At 69.4% G+C, this 19,641-nt stretch carries 17 protein-coding genes; 12 read left to right on the top strand and 5 right to left on the bottom strand.

Translation table 11 applies throughout. The annotated features are described in order from the left end of the window. The first annotated feature begins 141 nt into the window (after positions 1 to 141). From IU450_RS41335 to IU450_RS21385, 9 genes are all read left to right on the top strand, one after another. On the top strand, positions 142 to 234 hold the full coding sequence (locus tag IU450_RS41335; RefSeq protein WP_368854281.1) for an Ms4527A family Cys-rich leader peptide: 93 nt from the start codon (positions 142 to 144) through the stop codon (positions 232 to 234). Between the two features lie 124 nt (positions 235 to 358). Continuing rightward, positions 359 to 2,173: a nitrite/sulfite reductase gene (locus IU450_RS21420; protein WP_228834900.1), complete on the top strand. Its 1,815-nt coding sequence runs from the start codon at positions 359 to 361 to the stop codon at positions 2,171 to 2,173. 20 nt (positions 2,174 to 2,193) lie between these two features. Continuing rightward, positions 2,194 to 2,910 carry a phosphoadenylyl-sulfate reductase gene (locus IU450_RS21415; RefSeq protein ID WP_181721292.1) on the top strand — a complete coding sequence of 239 codons (717 nt, stop codon included), beginning with the start codon at positions 2,194 to 2,196 and terminating at the stop codon, positions 2,908 to 2,910. 109 nt (positions 2,911 to 3,019) lie between these two features. Further along, positions 3,020 to 3,952: a sulfate adenylyltransferase subunit CysD gene (gene cysD / locus IU450_RS21410; RefSeq protein ID WP_195151516.1), complete on the top strand. Its 933-nt coding sequence runs from the start codon at positions 3,020 to 3,022 to the stop codon at positions 3,950 to 3,952. A gap of 1 nt (position 3,953) precedes the next feature. Next, positions 3,954 to 5,249, top strand: a complete 1,296-nt coding sequence (locus tag IU450_RS21405) for a sulfate adenylyltransferase subunit 1 (protein WP_195151515.1) — start codon at positions 3,954 to 3,956, stop codon at positions 5,247 to 5,249. 76 nt (positions 5,250 to 5,325) lie between these two features. Beyond that, a complete protein-coding gene (locus IU450_RS21400; protein WP_195151649.1) occupies positions 5,326 to 6,114 on the top strand; it encodes a sirohydrochlorin chelatase in 789 nt (262 codons plus the stop codon). Between the two features lie 87 nt (positions 6,115 to 6,201). Next, positions 6,202 to 6,888, top strand: a complete 687-nt coding sequence (locus IU450_RS21395; protein ID WP_195151514.1) for a hypothetical protein — start codon at positions 6,202 to 6,204, stop codon at positions 6,886 to 6,888. A 367-nt stretch (positions 6,889 to 7,255) separates the two neighbouring features. Continuing rightward, complete coding sequence (locus IU450_RS21390; protein ID WP_195151513.1) at positions 7,256 to 9,277, top strand: hypothetical protein; 2,022 nt, start codon at positions 7,256 to 7,258, stop codon at positions 9,275 to 9,277. Beyond that, positions 9,277 to 10,749, top strand: coding sequence for an ABC transporter substrate-binding protein (locus tag IU450_RS21385; RefSeq protein WP_195151512.1), 1,473 nt, complete (start codon positions 9,277 to 9,279; stop codon positions 10,747 to 10,749). Before IU450_RS21390 ends, IU450_RS21385 begins: the two co-directional genes overlap by 1 nt. A gap of 34 nt (positions 10,750 to 10,783) precedes the next feature. Here the strand turns inward: IU450_RS21385 and IU450_RS21380 are convergent, their stop codons facing one another. Beyond that, positions 10,784 to 11,404, bottom strand: a complete 621-nt coding sequence (locus IU450_RS21380) for a TetR/AcrR family transcriptional regulator (RefSeq protein WP_195151511.1) — start codon at positions 11,402 to 11,404, stop codon at positions 10,784 to 10,786. A gap of 102 nt (positions 11,405 to 11,506) precedes the next feature. Between IU450_RS21380 and IU450_RS21375 the strand changes: the two genes are divergently transcribed. Next, positions 11,507 to 12,916, top strand: a complete 1,410-nt coding sequence (locus tag IU450_RS21375) for an MFS transporter (RefSeq protein WP_195151510.1) — start codon at positions 11,507 to 11,509, stop codon at positions 12,914 to 12,916. An 8-nt stretch (positions 12,917 to 12,924) separates the two neighbouring features. After that, positions 12,925 to 13,608, top strand: coding sequence for an SGNH/GDSL hydrolase family protein (locus IU450_RS21370; protein ID WP_195151509.1), 684 nt, complete (start codon positions 12,925 to 12,927; stop codon positions 13,606 to 13,608). A 139-nt stretch (positions 13,609 to 13,747) separates the two neighbouring features. On the opposite strand, the gene IU450_RS40980 is transcribed toward IU450_RS21370, so the two are convergent. Both IU450_RS40980 and IU450_RS21360 read right to left on the bottom strand, forming a co-directional pair. Further along, complete coding sequence (locus tag IU450_RS40980; RefSeq protein WP_324197764.1) at positions 13,748 to 14,080, bottom strand: FAD-dependent monooxygenase; 333 nt, start codon at positions 14,078 to 14,080, stop codon at positions 13,748 to 13,750. Between the two features lie 187 nt (positions 14,081 to 14,267). Continuing rightward, positions 14,268 to 15,236: a helix-turn-helix transcriptional regulator gene (locus IU450_RS21360; protein WP_195151508.1), complete on the bottom strand. Its 969-nt coding sequence runs from the start codon at positions 15,234 to 15,236 to the stop codon at positions 14,268 to 14,270. 97 nt (positions 15,237 to 15,333) lie between these two features. Here IU450_RS21360 and IU450_RS21355 point away from each other — a divergent pair, with 97 nt between their 5' ends. Next, positions 15,334 to 15,744, top strand: a complete 411-nt coding sequence (locus IU450_RS21355; protein WP_195151507.1) for a VOC family protein — start codon at positions 15,334 to 15,336, stop codon at positions 15,742 to 15,744. Positions 15,745 to 16,086: 342 nt separating this feature from the next. Here IU450_RS21355 and IU450_RS21350 read toward each other — a convergent pair whose 3' ends face one another. Further along, entirely contained in the window at positions 16,087 to 17,010 is a 924-nt protein-coding gene (locus tag IU450_RS21350; protein ID WP_324197757.1) for an HAD family hydrolase, read from the bottom strand. Then, positions 16,982 to 19,216 (bottom strand): Hsp70 family protein, encoded by a 2,235-nt coding sequence (locus tag IU450_RS21345; RefSeq protein ID WP_195151506.1) that lies wholly within the window; start codon positions 19,214 to 19,216, stop codon positions 16,982 to 16,984. The genes IU450_RS21350 and IU450_RS21345 overlap by 29 nt, the downstream gene beginning before the upstream one ends. Between the last annotated feature and the right edge of the window lie 425 nt (positions 19,217 to 19,641).

Here is a 19,641-nt window from a genome sequence, read left to right as displayed (position 1 = left end):
CGTATCACCCGCCCCCCGAGGCCTCCTTACTATGACTGCCGTCACAAACCTGGTCCGCGGTCCAGGGGATTTCCCGCCGAACAGCGGGAAATACCGAATGCGGGGTCGGAAGGCCATGGCTGACGTGGCACAATAGGCCGCATGCGCGCTTTCGGAGTACGACTTGTGGCACGTCGCCACGTCGATTACAAGCGCGTCTGCAGCGCCTGCTGTCTGCCCGGTTCCCTCCGGTAGCTCAGCGCGCCCGATCCCCGGATCCCCGGCGATCCCGACTTCATCGGCCCGCTGACACCGTAGGCGTGAGTCAGCCCCTCGCGCCCTCAGCAGGATGTACCACCCACCCAGCAGGAGCGACCCCATGACGTCGAGCACCGACGCCGGTCCGACCGATCAGCCAACGCCCGAATCCCAGCCGGGCCACCGCGCGCGCCCCGAACGCCCGGCCTCCGAACGCCGCGTCCGTCCGGACCGCCCGCGTCCCGAGGCGACGTCCACGGGACCGCGCGTGCGTACCGGCAAGCCCGTGCGCCGCAAGGCCGAGGGCCAGTGGGCGCTGGGCTACCGCGAGCCGCTGAACCCGAACGAGCAGTCCAAGAAGGACGACAACCCGCTCAACGTCCGCGCCCGGATCGAGAACATCTACTCGAAGACCGGATTCGACGGCATCGACAAGGGCGACCTGCGCGGCCGGTTCCGCTGGTGGGGTCTGTACACCCAGCGCGAGCAGGGCTACGACGGCAGCTGGACCGGCGACGAGAACATCGACCTGCTCGAGGCCAAGTACTTCATGATGCGCGTCCGCTGCGACGGCGGTGCGCTGAACGTCGCCCAACTGCGCACGCTCGGCCAGATCTCCACCGAGTTCGCCCGCGACACCGCCGACCTGTCCGACCGCGAGAACGTGCAGTACCACTGGATCGAGGTGGAGAACGTCCCCGAGATCTGGAAGCGGATCGAGGCGGTCGGCCTGAAGACCACCGAGGCGTGCGGCGACTGCCCGCGCGTGGTGCTCGGCTCCCCGCTGGCCGGCGAGTCGCTGAACGAGATCATCGACCCGACGCCCGCGATCGACGAGATCGTGCGCCGCTACATCGGCAAGAAGGAGTACTCCAACCTGCCGCGCAAGTTCAAGACCGCGATCTCCGGCCAGCAGGACGTGGTGCACGAGATCAACGACGTCGCGTTCGTCGGTGTGGTGCACCCCGAGCACGGCCCCGGTCTGGACCTGTGGGTCGGCGGCGGCCTGTCCACCAACCCCATGCTCGCCAAGCGGGTGGGCGTCTGGGTGCCGCTGGACGAGGTGCCCGACGTCTGGGAAGCGGTCGTGTCCGTGTTCCGCGACTACGGCTACCGCCGCCTGCGCACCAAAGCGCGCCTGAAGTTCCTGATCAAGGACTGGGGCATCGAGAAGTTCCGCCAGGTGCTGGAAGACGAGTACCTGAAGCGCAAGCTGATCGACGGCCCCGCGCCGGAGCAGCCGACCAAGCCGATCGACCACGTCGGCGTGCAGCGGCTGCGCAACGGGCTCAACGCCGTCGGTTTCTCCCCCATCGCGGGCCGGGTCTCGGGCACCGTCCTGACCGAGGTCGCCGCCGCGGTCGAGCGGATCGGCTCCGATCGCATCCGGTTCACCCCGTATCAGAAACTGATCGTGCTCGATGTTCCCGACGACAAGGTCGACGCGCTGATCGACGAGCTGGAGCCGCTCGGCCTGCAGGCGCGGCCCTCGCTGTGGCGGCGCAATCTGATGGCCTGCACCGGCATCGAGTTCTGCAAGCTCTCCTTCGCCGAGACCCGCAAGCGGTCCCAGGCGCTGGTGCCGGAGCTGGAGGAGCGGCTGGCGGATCTGAACGCGCAGCTGGACGTTCCGATCACGATCAACATCAACGGTTGCCCGAACTCCTGCGCCCGTTCGCAGATCGCCGACATCGGATTCAAGGGCCAGCTGGTCGACGACGGCGCCGGGAATCAGGTGGAGGGCTTCCAGGTTCACCTGGGTGGCAGCCTCGGCTTCGACAGCGCCTTCGGACGCAAGCTGCGCCAGCACAAAGTGACCACCCAGGAACTCGGCGACTACGTCGAGCGGGTGGTGCGCAATTTCGTCAAGCACCGTGCGGACGGCGAACGGTTCGCCCAGTGGGCGGTCCGCGCCGACGAGGCCGACCTGAGATAAGTGTCGACGGGAGATCAACTGTGACAACCGAACTCGCGGAAAAGCTGTCCGAGGACGAGCTCCGCGCCATCGCCGCGCGTGGCGCAGCCGAACTGGACGGCGCCTCGGCGACCGAACTCCTGCAGTGGACCGAGGACACCTTCGGCACGAACTACATCGTGGCCTCCAACATGCAGGACGGGGTGCTGGTGCACCTGGCCGCGGGCATCCGGGCCGGCGTGGACGTGCTGTTCCTGGACACCGGCTACCATTTCGCCGAGACCATCGGCACCCGGGACGCGGTGGAGGCCGTGTACGGGGTGAACGTGGTCAACGTCCGGCCGGAACACACGGTGGCCGAACAGGATCAACTGCTGGGCAAGGATCTGTTCGCCCGCGAGCCGAACGAGTGCTGCCGGTTGCGCAAGGTCCTCCCGTTGCAGAAGTCGCTGGCGGGATACAACGCCTGGGTCACCGGCATTCGCCGTGTGGAGGCGCCGACCAGGGCGAACGCGCCGCTGATCTCGTTCGACGAGGCATTCGGACTGGTGAAGATCAACCCGATCGCCCCGTGGTCCGACGACGAGATGCAGGACTACATCGAAAAGCACGGCATCCTCGTCAATCCCCTGGTCGAGGAGGGTTATCCGTCGATCGGCTGCGCTCCGTGCACCCGGAAGCCGGAGCCGGGATCCGATCCGCGCAGCGGCCGCTGGGCCGGCCTCGCCAAGACCGAATGCGGGTTGCACACCGCATGACCCGGAGACACAGCATGACCGAAGGGCACAGCATGACCGAGTCAGGGCCCGAAGGAGGCAGCGTGCGTAACCACGTAGGGCCCCTCGGGCATGCAGAGAAGGGCACAGCATGACCGAGACCATTCGAGGCGAGCGTTCGCTCGGCATCAGCGATTTCGACACCCTCGCCGCGCTGGAGTCCGAGGCGATCCACATCTTCCGCGAGGTGGCGGGCGAGTTCGAGCGGCCGGTGATCCTGTTCTCCGGCGGCAAGGACTCCACCGTGCTGCTGCATCTGGCGCTCAAGGCGTTCTGGCCCGCGCCGCTGCCGTTCGCGCTGCTGCACGTGGACACCGGGCACAACCTGCCCGAAGTGCTGGAGTTCCGGGACAAGGTCGTCGAGCGCTACGGGCTGCGCCTGCACGTGGCGAAGGTGGAGGACTACCTGGCCGACGGCAGGCTCACCGAGCGCCCCGACGGTATCCGCAATCCGCTGCAGACCGTCCCGCTGCTGGACGCGATCAGCGAGCACCGGTTCGACGCCGTGTTCGGCGGCGGCCGCCGCGACGAGGAGCGCTCGCGCGCCAAGGAGCGGATCTTCTCGCTGCGCAACGCCTTCGGCCAGTGGGACCCGAAGCGGCAGCGTCCCGAGCTGTGGAACCTCTACAACGGGCGCCACGCGCCGGGCGAGCACGTGCGCGTGTTCCCGCTGAGCAACTGGACCGAGCTGGACATCTGGCGCTACATCGCCCGCGAGGACATCGATCTGGCGAGCATCTACTACGCGCACCAGCGTCCGGTGTACCAGCGCGACGGCATGTGGATGACGCCCGGCGTGTGGGGCGGCCCGCGCGACGGCGAGGTGCTGGAGACCCGGTCGGTGCGCTACCGCACCGTGGGCGACGGCTCCTCCACCGGCGCCGTGCTTTCCGATGCCGCCGACAACGAGGCGATCCTCGCCGAGGTCGCCGCGTCCCGGCTGACCGAACGAGGCGCCACCCGCGGCGACGACCGGGTTTCCGAAGCCGCGATGGAAGACCGCAAACGAGAGGGTTATTTCTGACATGTCCGACCTATTGAGGCTGGCCACCGCCGGTTCTGTCGACGACGGCAAGTCCACTCTGGTCGGACGCCTGCTCTACGACACGAAATCCGTTCTGGCCGACCAGATCGACGCCGTCACCCGCGCGTCGGTGGACAAAGGTCTCGCCACCCCGGATCTCTCGCTGCTCGTGGACGGGTTGCGCGCGGAACGCGAACAGGGCATCACCATCGATGTCGCCTACCGTTACTTCGCCACTCCGCGCCGCTCTTTCGTGCTCGCGGACACCCCCGGGCACGTGCAGTACACCCGCAACACCGTGTCCGGCGCGTCCACCGCGCAGCTGGTGATCCTGCTCGTCGACGCGCGCAAGGGCGTCATCGAGCAGACCCGCAGGCATGCCGCCGTCCTCGCGCTGCTCGGCGTGCCGAAGCTGGTGCTCGCGGTGAACAAGATCGATCTGGTGGACGACGCGGCCAGTGTCTTCGCCGCGATCTCCGCGGAGTTCAGCGAGCTCACCAGCACTCTGGGCTGGTCGAGCGAGGACGTGCTGGAGATCCCGGTCTCGGCGCTGCACGGCGACAACATCGCCACCCGGTCGGACAACACCCCCTACTACGACGGCCCCTCGCTGATCGAGCACCTGGAATCGGTGCCGGTCGACGCCGACAGCACCGGCAATCACGCGCTGGGCCTGCGGTTCCCGGTGCAGTACGTGATCCGGCCGCGCACCGCCGAACACCCGGACTACCGGGGCTACGCCGGGCAGATCGCGGCGGGCGCGGTCGCTCCGGGCGACGAGGTCGTGGTGCTGCCCTCGGGGGTCCGCACGACCGTCGAGCGGATCGACACCCCCGACGGCGAACTCGCGGTGGCGCAGACCGGGCGCAGCGTCACCTTGATCCTGGTCGACGACGTCGACGTCTCCCGCGGCGACATCATCGCCTCGACCGCCGACGCACCGGAGCCGGTCGACACCTTCGACGCCACCGTGTGCTGGCTGGGCGACAAGCCGCTGCGGCCCGGCGCGCGATTGCTGCTCAAGCACGGCACCCGGACCACTCAGGCGATCGTCGGCGCGCTGCTGGAGCGCTTCGATGAGCAGCGCCTGGCCGCCGATCCGAACCCGGAGTCGTTGGAACTCAACGACATCGGGCGCATCTCGGTGCGGGTCGCCGAGCCGATCGCGGCCGACGACTACCGGGTGAACCGGTACACCGGCAGCTTCCTGCTGATCGACCCGGCCGGCGGCAATACGCTGGCGGCCGGTCTGGTCGGCGACGTGCTGACCGCCGTCGAGGTCGGCACCGGAGCCTGACATGCCGGTGTCACGAGCCCTTTTCGGCACTCCGCCGGTCCTGCGCGCGAGCGCCCTGGCGGGTCGCTCGGGGCCGATGACATCCGGAGCCGGTCATCACGCGGCCCTGTTCGGTGCGAGCGCGGCGCGGCCACCCGCGCTGATCGCGGTAGCCCACGGCAGTCGTGATCCGCGGTCGGCGGCGACCGTCGCGGAGGTGGTCGGCGCCCTCGCGGCCGCGCGGCCCGACCTGGACGTCCGGACGGCGTTCCTCGATCTCACCGCCCCTTCGGTCGAACAGGTCGTGGATGCCGTTGCCGCCGACGGACATACCCACGCGGTGGTGACACCGCTGCTGCTCGGCAGCGCCTTCCATGCCAGGGTCGACCTGCCCGGCCTGCTCGCCGCCGCCCGCGCCCGCCGGCCCGGGCTGCGCCTGACCCAGGCCGACGTGCTCGGCGCCGACGCCGGGCTGATCGGCGCTCTCCGCGACCGTGTCCTCGCCGCCGTTGGCGGGGACGCCTCGGCGGATCGTCGCCTCGGCGTCGCGGTCGCGGCGGTCGGCTCGTCGTCGGTCGCGGGCAACGCCCGCACCGCCGAGGTCGCCACCCGGCTCGCGGCCCGCACCGGCTGGCGCACCGAGATCTGCTTCGCGACCACCGAACCGTCGGTGACCGAGGCGATTTCGCGACTGCGCGCCCGCGGTGCGGAACAGGTACTGGTGGCCCCCTGGTTCCTCGCGCCCGGTCTGCTGACCGATCGCTTGGCCCACGCGGCGCCGCAGGCGATCCACGCCGGGGTCCTCGGCGCGCATCCGGCACTCACCCAGGTCGTCCTGGATCGCTATCACGCGGCCAACGAGGAGACGCGCGCCCTTTCGGCCTGATCGGAGTGTTCTCCTCGCCTGCTGCGGCGAGCCGGACTCCCGTCGTGGGAGCGTCCCGGTGACGACCGGTCGTGCTAAGAACGTGCCATGGCCGACACGTTCAGCACCACCTCCTGCGCCGACCACGGACATCCCGAATTCACCGTGGTCTTCGCGGAGGCTCAGTTGCCGGGCACGGCGAGCTGGCTGCTGTCCTACCTGGAGTCGTCGGTCGCGGCGGGCACGCGATACCGCCCCGGCGAGACGATCCGGATCGGCTGGAACCTCGTCCGGGTGCGTGAGCGCGCGGACGGCACACTGGGGCTCGCCGAACGCTCCGACGCGCAGACCTGGGTCGAGCAGGTCGACCGCACGCTGCGCGACGTCTGGTTCCAGCGCGAAGTGGCGGCCGGCGCCGGCCTCGCCGACCGTATCGACTTCCCCGGCGAGGACCAGCAGGCGATCGTCTCGTCGTGCGGGCTCGAGTCGCCGGTGCTGGTGCTGACCCGCACCGAGCCCGGCGACCCCGAATTCTCCGGCTGGTCGGTGGAATGCTTCGAGGAGCACACGCACCGCTCGTCGTACTACACCACGCTGCTCGAGCTGGCCGCCGCCATGCCGTTCGCGGTGCAGTTCCTCGCGCTGCCCGTTTCGACCACGGTGCTGATCGAAAGCCCCGAGATCACGCCCACCGGCACCATCCGGCCGCACATCGTGGACGCCGACGGCGTCGAATTGTCTCCCATCCCGGGCTCCTACCTGGACTACCTGGTCAACGGGTCGCCGGCGGACTAGTCGGCCGACCGGCAGATCCGGAACGACGGCGGTGTCCCGCTCGGCGACCACAACGTAGTCGATGGTCCGCGTAACTTCACCGTGTAGCGTCCGGATCTTTTCGTCGAATGTCAGTGCGCGCGTGGATTTGTCGAGATTCTTCCGATAGTTCGGCGGCCCGGCCGCCGCCGCGCGCGATGGGAGCGGCGGCCGATTATAGTGATCGATGCACGACGAGTATTGCCTACGGTGGGAATAGGGCAGCCATCGTGTGGGGGCGACGGCAAGTGCCGAATCCGCGAAATCGCTCGAGTACCCGCGTGATTCGGTCTCCACGACGAAACGCTCCAGTCAGTAGTAGCGCCGGACGAACGCGGGATAGAGGGCGATGCCCAGAGACGAGTGGGGTCTGAGCGGGTTGCACGCTGTCACCGGGTGGCTGCTCGAGCATCTATTGCAGCGGCCGGAGGGGCGCAGCCGCAAGCTACCGGTCGTCGTCGCGCTCGGCCCGCGTGGCACCGGTAAGACGGAGCTGTTGCGCGCGATGAAGTCTCGGTGCGAGCTGGTCCCGCATGCCTACCTGGACTTCGAGAGCGGGCAGCGGGAGCCGCGAGAAGTGCTCGGGAAGCTGGCCTTCGAGCTGAGCAAGCAGTGGGGCCAGTTCGGCAGGCCGGCTTTCCCCCAGCTGTCGGTGTGCCTGCTGGTGGTGGGCAGCACACTGCACACGCAGGCCGACGATCGCCGGGAAGCGCTGCGCCAACTGCGCCGCATTCTGCTGGAGGCCCGGCCGATCGAACGCAATCGCGAGAGCATCGTCGAGCTGGTGGCGTTGACCGGGACCGCAGGGGGCCTGCCCCCTTGGACGGCTGCTGCCGTCGACGTGCTGCTGCGCGGCCTGGGTCGATTGGACCGCAGGCGGTTACTGCGAGGCGTGCCACGTGCACCGGGCGCGCAGGCAGGCCCCGAGGACGCGCTCATCGACCTGGCCATGTGGTCGCACGACAACGACACGGACGCCGATGGCAACGCCGACCTGCGCGCCGAGGCCGACGCACTGTTCTGCGAGGCGTTCCTCGGCGATCTCCGGCGCGCATACACCGGGTCCGCGGGAGCACGGCGCACGCTGAATTGCCTTGTCCTGCTGGACAATGTGCACACTCCGGCGGGGCGGAAGTTTCTGCTGGCGCTGCAGGAGGCACGGCGTAGGGCGGGCACGGCGTTCGATCCGATGGTGGTGATCGCGGCCAGCCGCACGTGGATCCCCTATTGGAGCGATAGTTGGCACCGGCCCGGTGGATATCGGTTCGACCGCGACGAGGAACGCCCGCCCGAGCACCGGACCGGAACGCTGAGCTTTCCCGCGCCGCGCAGGCCGTCGGACATCGAGAGCGACTGGCCGCGGGATCCCGCGGCGGAGTGTCCGTGGAGTCCGTGGTACCTGCTGGATCTGAGCAGGCTCACGGCCAAGGACATCGCCCAGCTGGCGGCGGATCGCGGCCTCTACGACACCCCGCGGATCGCCGATTTCGTGCGCGGCTTGACGGCGGGACATCCGGGTGGCAGCTCCGAGATTCTCGCCGTGCTGGCCCGGACCGACTATCGGGCGCGGTTGGCGACGGCCCGCCGGGTGCTCGACCAGCCGCGTCCGAGGCCACCCGACGCCGCGACCGACGATTCCCGGCGGACCGTGCACGAAGACATGCTCGAGCGGTTCCTGCGGGACTTCGCGGTGCTGCCGGACAGGCGCGATCTGGTCACCGCCAGCGCCGCACGCAACGTGGACATGCTGTATCGGCCCGAGGTGCTGGACTCGGAGGTGCCCAACGGGGAGGGGCTGCTGGAGACGCTGCGTAACCATTTGTGGATCCGGGAGCGTGACGGCGCGCCGACGGAGCTGGAGATCCATCCTTGGTTGCGCCGGATCCTGCTGCGTGAGCTGGCCGCCCGGGACGATACCGATCCGCGGGACTGGGCGCGGACACATGAGCTCTGCCGGGAGGTCTATCGCCGCGGCGGGCAGGAGGTCGGGGTGTGCTATCACGAGCTGGCGCTGGGGAATCTCACCGCCGTGGTCGACTACCTGGGACGGCCGTTTCGCCGCGCCGACGACGAGATCGATGTGCCGAGCGCGCGGATCTGGCTGACGGAGCTGGATCTGATCACCTCGGCGCCGAATCGCTCGGACGCCGGGCGGGCGCCGATCGACCAGGTTCGCGACCTCGTGCGCGGCAGCGGGTTCGGCAAGGACGACGCGTTGGCCTGGCTGATCGCGAGCCTCTGGGTGCGCAGTGACCCGCTCGGTGATCCGGAGCAGACGTTGAACGAGACCATCGCCGGCCAGTTCCGGGAGTTGGCCCGTGGCCGGGGCCCCGGTTCTGTCCTGTTGCACGAACGAGCCGGGAGGTACTGATGAGTGATCCGATCGTGGTGCCTCGACCGCGGCGGCGGCGATGGGTGCTGGCCGCCGGGGTGGTCTTCGCCGTGGCCGTCGGCCTGGTGGCCGCGCTGGTCGTGGTGCCCAACGTGGTGGCGTGGACCGAACGCTGCGGTGACGGTGTCTCGCGCGTAGGTCCGCACGACGAATGTGTCGGACTGACCGATGGCAGCGTGGTGTTCGCGCCGGAGCTGGCCGATGTCGAAGAGCGGATCCGCAAGGAGAACAGCGATGTCATCGAGCGAGGCGCGGACTATGTGAGTGTTGTGGTCCTGCTGCCGATGACGGTTCGCGAGGACGATGTGGTCTCCGCGGCGTGGGTCCGCCATCACCTGGAGGGCGCGCACTTGGCCCAGCTCGCGGCCAACAAGGAGCGGCGCACGGGGAACACACCGTTGATCCGGCTGCTGCTGGCGAACGCGGGTAGCGGACTGACCCAGTGGCGTGCGGCGCTCGAAGAGCTCGAGCAGCGTCGCGCCGAAGAACGCATCGTCACCGTGACCGGTATCGGTCTCAGTGTCGACAACGCGGTGCACGCGATGCAACGGCTGGCACAGTTGCCGATGCCGATGATCGGGTCCACGGTGACCGCGCATCCGCTGGCAGGCGTCAGCGGCTTTCTGCGGGTGGCGCCGACCAATGCGGCGCTGGCGCAGGCGGCCGCCAACTATGCCGTCGGCACGGGCGCGAAACGTGTTGTGCTGGTGCGGGACCGCAACCCGCACGATCACTATTCGGTGACGCTCGGCGACGAATTCGCGAAGTATCTCGGAGACGAATTCACCGGTCACACGGAGCCGTACAATTCGCTGAATTCCGGGGTGGACAACACCTTCCCCCACATGATGCCCAATATCTGCCATGCCGCGCCCGACGTGGTGTTCTTCGCCGGGCGGGCACGGCATGCGACGACGTTCATCCAGGCATTGGCGGCCCGAAACTGCCGGGACAAGCCGATCAAGGTGCTCACCGGCGACGACATGACGTTCTCCCCGATTCCCGACCACGCGGTGGGAACGGCGTTGTCCACCGGCGTTTCGGTCTTCTTCACCGAACTGGCGCACCCGCAGGCGTGGGACGGGGCTCCCCCGAACATATTCAACCCGGCTTCGATCAAACAGTTCGGCGACGAGTGCGAAGGGGAGGTGTGCTACCGCCATTTGTCGGCGGACCTGCTGGACGACGCCGTCGCGATCATCGCGTACGACTCGGTGCTGACGGCGGTACAGGCGATTCGCCGCGCCGCGGGTAACGAGGGCCACAAGGTGACAGCAGGGGATGTGTTGCAGACATTGCCCCGGCTGCGCGGCCAGACCGCGGTGCAAGGCGCCAGCGGCATGATGTCGTTCGACGAGTCCGGCAACCCGGTCGACAAGCCGGTCGCGATGTTGAAACTGCTTCCCGATCAGCCACCGAAATTCGAGGGGCTGGCCTGGCCCGGCAGCTGAGATCCGTGGCGACCATGACCCGAGCTGTCTCGGTTCAGCCGAGCAGGTCGTCGATTATGGCGCGGGCGGTGGCGACGCCCCGCTCGTCCCCCATCTGCCGGGCGGTGTGCGCCGCGGCGATCACCGCGTCCAGTTCGAATGCGACCGCGTCGGCGCTGCGTGCACCGAAATGGCCCTGGTCCTGCGCGCGGCGAATCTCCTCGACCAGGAAGTCGAGCCAGTCCCGGCGATCCTGGGCGATGGCATCGCGCACCGGTCCCGGCTTGCTGTCGAACTCCGCGAGGGTCGCGACACGGAAGCACCCGCCGGGAAACGCCGGGTGGGCGACCTGACCGAACCAGCGCTCGACCAGGGCGCGCAGACGCGGTAGTCCGGCGGGTTCACCCCGGCTCGGAGTGATGACTTCATCGATGAAAACCTGCCGCGCGCACTTCACCGCTGCGAGCTGCAAACTCTCCTTGCTGCCGAAGAGGGTCGCGATGCCGCTCTTGCTCAGGCCCAAGTCGGCGGCCAACCGGCCGATGCTGAGGCCGTTGAGCCCTTCGACCGATGCCACGTCGGCGGCGCGGCGGGCGATCGACGCACGCGCCCGGGCGCCTTTGGCCAACCGCTGATCGGTGTCGTGCGGCCGGCCTGTGGTGACGGACTCGCTCATGACGTCATTCTTTCACTCCGCAGTTGCACATACGAACGTATGGTCGTACTTTAACTGAACGAACGATCGTGCGTTTTGTTTCCCTGCTCCGAAGGACTTCCCATGACCGACGCGTCCGTGCGGCTCGACAGCCCGCCGACCGCGACCGCGGCTACCCGCACCTTGCTGATCGCCTGTGGTGCGGCGTTCATCGCCTTCCTCGACCTCTCGGTCGTCAACATCGCCTTCCCCTCCATCGCCCGGGACTTCCCCGGCACGGCCACCACCACGCTGACCTGGGTCGTCAGCGGATACGCGGTCGCTTTCGCCGCGCTGCTCACTCCGGCAGGCCGTTTCGCCGACACGCTCGGGCGGCGCAGGCTGTTCCTCGGCGCGCTGGCCGGATTCGCCCTCACCTCCCTGCTGTGCGGGCTCGCGCCGACAGCGGGCTGGCTCATCGCGGGCCGGATACTGCAAGGCGCGACGGCGGCGCTGATGGTCCCGTCCGCCCTCGGCTCGGTGCTCGCCGCCACGCCACGCGAGAAGATCGGCGCGGCCATCGGGGCGTGGTCGGCTGCGGGCGGGTTCGCCGCCGTGGTCGGTCCCGCGCTCGGCGGCGCGCTGGTCGAAGGATTCGACTGGCGAGCGGTTTTCGTGATCAACGTGCCGGTGGCGCTGCTGCTCATCGCGGCGGCGACGCGCATTCCGGCGGACGCTCGCCCTTCGGGCGGTGCGCTACCGGACCCGATCGGCACCATCGCGGTGGCACTCGGTCTCGGCGGACTGGTCGCCGGCGTCACCGAGGGGCAGCGCTGGGGCTGGACCTCGGTGGGGACACTGGCCGCCCTGATCGGCGGCGGACTGCTGGTCGTCGCCGCGCTCGCGCGTTCGGCGCGGCACCACGATCCCGCCGTCGCCGTGGACCTCTGGCGTAGCAGGTCGTACGCGCTGGCCAACGCGACCTCGTTCGTCTTCGGCGCCGCCATGTTCGCCTGGTTGCTGGCGGGACCACTGTTCCTGGACGCGGTCTGGGGCTACTCGGTGCTCGGCTCGGCGGGCGCGATGACCATCGGCGCGGTGGCCTCGATGGTGACGGCCACCGTGGCGGGACGGGTCGGCTCACCCACGGTCAGGCGATGGCTCGGTGTGCTCGGGGCGCTGATGTTCGTGGCGTGCACCGTGTGGATGAGCACGGATGCCTTCGGTTCCACCGCTGCCCTGTGGTCGGTCTGGATTCCGGCCGGCGTGCTCGGCGGTGGCGGCATCGGGTTCGTCGTCACGGTGCTGGGCACCGCGGCCGCCAGTTCCCTTCCGCCGCAGCAGTTCGCCGCCGGTACCGGCATGAATCTGACGGCGCGGCAAGTGGGCGGTGCGCTCGGCGTGGCCGTCCTCGCCGCCGTGTTCGCGGCGCGGCCGGACGCTCCGCTCGTCGCGTTCCACACCCTCTTCGCCGTGTGCGCGGGCATCGCCGCCGTGGCCGCCTGCCTGGCCGCCCTACCCGCCCGCACCCCGTCCTTCTCCATCGATAGCTAGGAAACACCGTGAGCGACAACACCGTCCGCACCGAAGCCAACGATCCCCTGCTGCTGCCGCCCGCCGAACAGCGACGCCTGCTCGCCGACGCCCCGTGGCAGCGCTACGCGGTGCTCGGCGACTCCATCGCGCAGGGCGTCGGCGACCCGAGCCCGGGTTACCAACCGGTGGGCTGGGCCGACCGCGTCGCCGCTGTGCTCACCGCGGTGCGCCCGGGCCTGGCCTACCTGAACACCGGCCGGATCGGCGCCACCTCCGCCCAGGTTCTGGCCGAGCAGTTGCCGACGGTGCTCGAATTCCGACCCGACCTGGTGCATCTCAGCTGCGGTGGCAACGACCTGTTCATGCCCGGCGGCGATCTCGCCGAACTGCGGGCCAATCTGGACACACTGTTCGGGACGCTGGCCCGCACGGGAGCGCAGGTCGTCACCTTCACCCTCGCCGACGTCTGGGAAGTCGAGCGCATGGCGCCGATGCGTCCGATGCGCGAGCGAATGGCCGCGCTCAACGACTTGGTCCGTGAGCTGGCCGACCGCTACGACGCGCTGCTGCTCGAACTCTGGGACCACCCGCTGCGCCTGCGCCTCGATCTGATGAGCGCCGACCTGATCCACTTCAGCATGAGTGGCCACGCCGTCCTCGCCTCGGACATGGTGCGCACCTTGGCCGATCACGTTCCCGCGCCGCGCTGACCGGACCGGCGTGGTGGAGGCACCGGCGGGCGGGTGCCTCCACCACATGTCCGGCCGAGTGTCACGCATCGAGCGCAGACGATCCGGCCCACCACCACGACCCGAGGCCGATGGCGCACCTCGCGCAGGCCGACGACCGTCAGATCGTCCAGGTGTAGGCGTGGGTGATCGATCGGCCCGAGAGCGCGCTGGGCAGCAGCGGTAGAGCGGTGTCGCGCAGCGTCGCCAGCGCTGGTGACCGCCAGTGCGCCGGAGCGCCGACCCGGCGCGAAAGCCGGGCGATCATCTGGGTGCGCGGCCTGCGGAGGCGATCGTATTCCGCCGGTCCCGCGTCCACGCCGAGGGTGTCCACGGCGGCGGCCAGCGTGACCGCGTCCTCGAGCGCCTGGCAGGCGCCCTGCCCCAGGTTGGGAGCCATGGCGTGCGCGGCGTCACCGAGGATCGCGACCCGCCCGTGGACATAGGTGGGCAGCTTCGGCAGTTCCTAGGTGTCGTGCTGCAGGACAGCATCCGGGCGCGCGGCATCGAGCAGCGCCGGTATGGGGTCGGGCCAGCGCTGTACTCAGCAGGTCACCCAGGCTCCGTACCGGCGGATGGGCCTGCGCTCCGGCTGACATCGGCACCGGCCGCGAGGGGCGGCGGAACCGCTCGAGGGATTGTCACGATGCCGCGCCGGGCCCACCGTCCGGTCCATAGCGCTCGAGCAGTTCGGCGGCGAGGCGGGCCAGTTCGGCGCGGACTTCGGCAGGACCGAGGACCTCGATCGAGCCGCCCCAACCGGCCAACTGCTGGGCGAGCATCCAGGCGGTCGGCGCGGTGACCCGGACCTGGATGCGACCGTCGTCGGCGGGGCCGTCCACGACGCAGTTCCTGCCCTGCTGGTCACGCAGGATCGGCAACAGGCGGTCGGAGATCAACACGGTGGCGGCGGTGGTCGAGCGCCGCTGCTCCATCTCCTCGACCACCTGCGCCCAAGCAGCGGCGAGATCGAAATCGTCCGGGCGGTGAGCCGGTTCGTCGGTGAGCGACGCCTCGGAGATCCGGTCGACGCGAAACGTCCGCTGCCCCCGCTCGGTTCCGGCGACCAAATACCAGACGGCGTCCTTGTCCACCAGGCCCCAGGGATCCACGAGTCGCTCGGACCGCGCGCCGGTGCGGTTCGCATAGCGCAGCCGCACCTTGTTGCGCTGCACGACAGCTCGTTGCAGCAGCGCCACCACCGGCGGCAGCTCACGATCGGTCGCACCCCAGCCCGCCGGGTCGATCACCACGGCGTCGGCGGCCGCCTGCGCGTCGCCACGGAAGGTCTGCGGCAGTGCCCTGACCAGCTTGCGCAGCGCCGATCTCGCCTCCGGCACCGCACCCGCGGAGGGACCCGCCAGTAGGAACAACGCCCGCGCCTCCCCCGCCGTCAGCCCGCTCAAATCGGTGCGCGCGCCGCCCACCAGCGACCATCCGCCGCCGCGGCCCGGCTGCGGATACACCGGCACACCAGCGGCGGAGAGGGCCTCGAGATCCCGGCGCGCGGTGGCCACCGAGGTCTCGAGTTCCGCAGCGACCTGCGCCGCCGTTACCCGCCCCCGGGTCTGCATCATCAGCAGGATCGCTACCAATCGGTCCGCTCGCATGCGCACAATTCTGCCGCGGAAAGTGCTCATTCGGTGCGCACTTTTGCTCGGATGATGGTTGTACAAGCACGAGAGAACAACTCGAAGGAGAACCACAATGCTGCGAGGAATGGCGACGAGCACCTTCTACGCCGACGACCTGGAGGCCGCCAAGGACTGGTACACCCAGTTCTTCGGCATCGAGCCGTACTACCACGTCGCAGGCGGCTACTACGAGTTCCGCATCGGCGATTACCAGCACGAGTTCGGCATCGTGAACCGCGCCTACGCACCGGCGGGCGCGCGCAACGCACCCGGCGGCGCGATCGTCAACTGGCACGTGGACGACCTGCAGGCGACATTCGACCGGCTGCTGGAGCTCGGCGCGACGGTCTACGACCCCGTCACTCCCAGGGGGAACGGCGGGGGCTTCGTCACCGCCTCCGTGGTCGACCCGTTCGGCAACGTCCTCGGTCTCATGTCCAACCCGCACTACCTGGAGGTCCTCGCCAAAACCGGTCCCGCGTAACCGGAAAGGTGGGACTACGTGGCGTCGGGGCATGCCGAAGAGCTCCGACGCCTTGCCACACAGCGGAAACCGGCCACGCGACTCCGGGCGATGCTGCGGTCGCCCGAAGATGAGCTACCGGCGCCTCGGGCGCAAGATGCCCATGCTGGAACTCGACGTCGAGCGCGACGGCGCGGAGCGGCTGCGGACACCGCATCATCACGGCGTCGAGCGCCATTCGGCCGAATACGGTCGGCGCCACGGGGGACCGGTGTCCGCGCGCTGCGCTCGTCAGCGCCGTTCGCGATCACCATCGGCGCAGAACGCGCGAAATCCGGCGCGGGCCTCCGGGATCGCGATTCTTCAGGGACGGAACCAGCGCTCCAGAACTGTGGCGACGCCGTCCTCGAGGACGTGGCCGGTCACTTCGTCGGCGAGATCGCGGATATCGGCGGGTGCGTTGGCCATGGCGACCGAATGCGCTGCCCAGCGCAGCATCTCACGATCGTTGTATCCGTCGCCGATGGCCAGCGTCGCTTCGTCCGGCACACCGAGTGCGATGCGCAGCTGTTCCAGGGCCCACCCCTTGGACACGCCCTGCCGGGAAACGGTGACCCACGGCCCGAATTCGCCGTGCACCCAGCTCGCCCCCGGCACGCGCAGGGAGCGCAGCGCTCGCAACATATCCTCCAGCGAACCGTCCGGCCACCAGCCGTTCAGTCGCGGGGTCGGTTCGCTGCTCAACACATGGTGGTCGACGAGCAGGTACTCGCCGAGGGAGTATTCGCCGGGACCGGCTCCGGTGGCCCAGGTGCCGACGCCGACCTTCTCGACCGCGAAGATCATCGCAGGAAACAGCGCGCGTAACGCGGTGATCGCCGGTGCGGGATCGAAGGACTGGATCGCGACCGGCTCCCCTCGGGCCACGTCGATCTGCACGGCGCCGTTCGAACACAGGGCATGTCCCTCGCACAGACCGAGTTCGGTGAGCACGGGGCGGGTGGTGAGCAGCGTGCGCCCCGTCGTCACCACGACATGCGCACCCGCTGCCACGGCCGCGCGCACCGCCGCGACCACCCGCGTACTGACCGGTGTTCCCGTATCCAGCAGCGTCCCGTCCACGTCCAGCGCGATCAGCTGGGGACCCCCGGAGGCCATCAGCCCATTGTGCATCGATGGCGCGGCACCCGTCAGCGAATCCGGGGCGGCGAGACCCGCACGCGCGCCGAACGATTCACCGTCGTCACCACCGCCGCCGCTACCGACCGCGGGCTCCGCCTCCGGCACCGCCCGCACCTCCGGCGCCACCCGCGGACGACCCGCCCGCGGCCGAGCCCCCGACCGAGCCGGAACGGCCCCGCGAGCCGCTGGACGACGAAGCGCCCGAGGAGTTTCCACCCGACGCCGACGCGCCGCCCGCGCGCCCGCTCGATGCGGAGCCACCGGTCGAGGACGAGCCACCCGACGACGAATTACCGGCCGAACCACCCGAGGGCGAACCATGCGTCGAAGAGTTACCAGCCGAACCACCCGGGGACGAACCATGCGTCGAAGAGTTACCAGCCGAACCACCGGACGACGAACCTTGCGTCGAAGAGCTGCCAGCCGAACCACCCGGGGACGAACCATGCGTCGAAGAGTTACCACCCGGCGACGACCCGCCGGTGGACCCGCCGGCCGAGTCATCGGACGATCCGTTCGCGGAGGAATCATTCGGAGAACCACCGGTCGATGCGGTCCCACCGCTGGAGCTCCCACCGGACGACGTTCCGGTGGAGGAGGTTCCCTCGCCGCCTCCGGACGACGATCCGCCGGTACCGCCGGAAGAGGAATCGCCTGACGAACTCGTGCCGGAGGAGTCACCATGCTCGCCCGATGACGCACCGGGCGTACCGGTCGACGGACCGCCCGCCGAATTCCCCGGCGCAGTCCCACCGGAACCCGGGCCGGTCTGCGCGGGCGTCGAACCATTCTGCGGTGCGGGGACAGGTGAGCCCGGCGTCCCCACCGGCGGCGTCCCGGCGCCGGGAGCGGGTATCTGGCCCGGTACGGGCGGCTGCCCGGGCAATCCGGTCCCTGGCTGCTCGGGCAGCGGCAGACCCGGCTGACCGGGGGTCGGTGGCCCGCCTGGACCGGGCGGCTGCGCGATGTCTCCGGGAGCGGGGCGGACGACCGGGCCGAACGGCAGTGGGTTCACGAAGTAGGCGGGATCGCCGTATCCCCGGAAGCGCGATCCGCTCGGGGCGCAGCAGTTTCGCGGGTCCCGGTGCGAGCCGAGCTGCGACTCGGCCATCGAAGGACCGTAACCGGCGCTGCGCGGAGCCGGTGTGATGAATCGGGTGTAGGCGGAGGTCCGTTGCGAGAGGAACGCGGGCAATGCCCGGCCCGAGTTCCGTGTGGTCGGCGCGGACATCCAGGACCACGCGTCGGCGAGACGCTCGCTTCCGACGTCGACCAGCAGGCTGTCGCTCGGCGCCGCGAGGTCCGGGAGGCGCTCGAGCATCGGCGACAGCTCCGGCACGGTGGGGCCGCCGAACACGGTCACCGCCGACATCGCGACCGCGGAGACGACCGCCGCGCTGGAGAACACCGCGACGCGGGGCGCCACGGCGTGTTCGCCCGACGCGCCGAGCGCCATGGTGCGCGCCGCCATGAGAGCGGCGCCGGCGGCGACGGTCTGGCCGGGGTCCGACGAGATCACCACGGGTCGGCCGAGTTCGGCGAGCGTGCGCGCCACTTCGGCGGGGCGCGACGCGCCGCCCACCAGCAGGATGCAGCCGATATCGGACAGGGTGATGTCCGCCGCGCGCACGCAGTCGCGGACCAGTTGCAGCGAGTCCTGTACATGGGTGACGCGCAACCCGTCGATGTCGACGATCGACGTCATCGACAGTCCCGCGGACCGGGCCGACACGTCGGGGGCGTACCGCGCGATCATCGACCCCAGCGGCCTGCCGCCGAAGTCGTAGGAGCGCACCGGCTTCCCGATCATCGGATGGTTGTCCCAGTCGGGACCGACGCGCACGATGGTCACGTCGAGGCTGGTGCCGCCGAGGTCGTAGATCAGCACGAAGCCGGTCCGCAGCGGGCCGTGCTCGTGCTCCAGCCATTCCGCGGCGGCGACGGGTTCGGGTACCAGGAGCACGTCGCCGCCCCCGGATAGGTCGAGCGCCTGGCGCAGCAACGCGACCTGCTTGTCGGAATACATTGCCGGATAGGTGGTCACGACGCCCGCGTGGGAAGCATCCGGCTCGACCGCCCGCATCTCGTTGACCACCGCCGCGACGAGATTGGCAGGCGACCAGATGCGGCCGCCAACGGTCACCGTGTCCGGATCCCGACCCAGGTCCGCGAAATCCGTGACCGCCATGCTGAATTGCGCGATTCCGCCGAGGCGTAGGCCACCCGCGCTGTCGAAGGTCACCGCGGTGCGCCGAGACCGCACCGCCGGGCGTGGTCGTTCCGCACTGACCGAAGCCGTCACGGAGTTCACTGCACCGATGCTGAAACCCAGACCTGTAGTCATTCGCTATCCCGTCAACGCACCGTGACCACGTCCATCACACGGATCTCCCCTGTGGCCGCGGTCGTCTTCCAAACAGCCACCACAGGTTAGCTGTTTCGCGTCCACACGGATGCTCAATTGATACGAAAAGTTCGACCGGACGCCACAATCACCCGAATTGCCAGGTAGATCCATGTCGAATCAACTGTCCAGTACGCTCGACATCGCCAAAAATACTGAGCATCCACCCATTCCGCTACCTTGCAGCGATCACGTTAACTCCTCGGCAATCCAACCCGCAGGCGGTTTTTGCCCAGGTAAACACACCTCGCGACAGATACCCACCGGTCGGTAACCATACATTTGCCAGAGTGGCGTTCTGGCGCAGAAGGCGAACCTGTCACTAATCAATG

The organism is Nocardia abscessus (assembly GCF_015477775.1).
Lineage (GTDB): Bacteria > Actinomycetota > Actinomycetes > Mycobacteriales > Mycobacteriaceae > Nocardia > Nocardia abscessus_A.
This window is presented reverse-complemented; position numbering and strand designations above follow the sequence as displayed.